This is a genomic window from Microbacterium sp. B35-04, assembly GCF_010634885.1.
Lineage (GTDB): Bacteria > Actinomycetota > Actinomycetes > Actinomycetales > Microbacteriaceae > Microbacterium.
The window spans coordinates 1-1,080 of record NZ_MWLP01000140.1; the positions used below are offsets into that span (position 1 = coordinate 1).

General features: G+C 71.2%; 1 pseudogene. It reads left to right on the top strand.

The window, feature by feature from the left end:
* Nucleotides 1-98: 98 nt before the first annotated feature.
* Nucleotides 99-1,080 (top strand): annotated as a pseudogene (locus B1729_RS19940) (hypothetical protein); the annotation flags it as partial.

Genomic DNA, 1,080 nt, shown 5'->3' on the forward strand with positions numbered 1-1,080 from the left:
GAGCGAGGAACGAGCGAGACGAAACGCCCCCCACCAACGAGCAACGTCGGCCCGCGGCATCCGTCGCCACTCCCCGTCGCAGGAGGAGGCATCCCGTAATGCCCCGCAGCTTCCACCGCACGCCCGGCCACGCCGCGCGATACGGACGGTACACGGGCGGCGACCCGCTCGCGCCGCCCGTCGAGGTGCAGTCGGCGCTCGAGGCGATCGGGCAGGACGTGATGGCGGGAACCTCGGCCGACCGCGCGCTGCGCGAGTATCTGCGCCGCGGCGACCGCGACCGGGAGGGGCTCGACGACCTCGCCCGCCGGGTGCGCGAGCGCCGGGCCGACCTCGTGCGGCGGCACCGGCTCGACGGCACGCTCGAGGAGGTCCGCAAGCTCCTGGACCGCGCCGTGCTGGAGGAGCGCAAGCACCTGGTGCGCGACGTCCAGCTCGACGACGACGCCCGCGCCTTCGCCGAGATGCGGCTCGAGAACCTGCCGGCCAGCACCGCCGCGGCCGTCAACGACCTCGCCGACTACGACTGGCAGAGCCCGAGCGCACGCGCGGACTACGACCGCATCCTCGAGCTCCTCGGCCGGGAACTCCTGGACCAGCGGTTCGCCGGAATGAAGAACGCGCTCGAGAGTGCCACGGATGCCGACCGCCAGGCGATCCGCGACATGCTCACCGATCTCAACGACCTGCTCGAGAAGCGCCGGCTGGGCGACGACACGCAAGAGGACTTCGACGAGTTCATGCGCAAGCACGGGGAGCAGTTCCCCGAGGACCCGCAGAATCTCGACGAGCTCCTCGACACGCTCGCCGAGCGCTCCGCGGCCGCGCAGCGGATGCTCAACTCCATGACTCCCGAGCAGCGGGATGAGCTCCTGAGCCTCGCGGAGCAGGCGTTCGGCTCGCCCGACCTCATGCAGTCGCTGTCACGACTCGACGACAACCTGCGCTCGCTCCGGCCCGGCGAGGACTGGACGGGTTCGGCATCCTTCTCGGGAGATCAGCCGACGGGTCTCGGTGAGGCGACCGGCATCATGCAGGACCTCGCCGACCTCGACGCGGTGACCGATCAGCTCGGCCAGA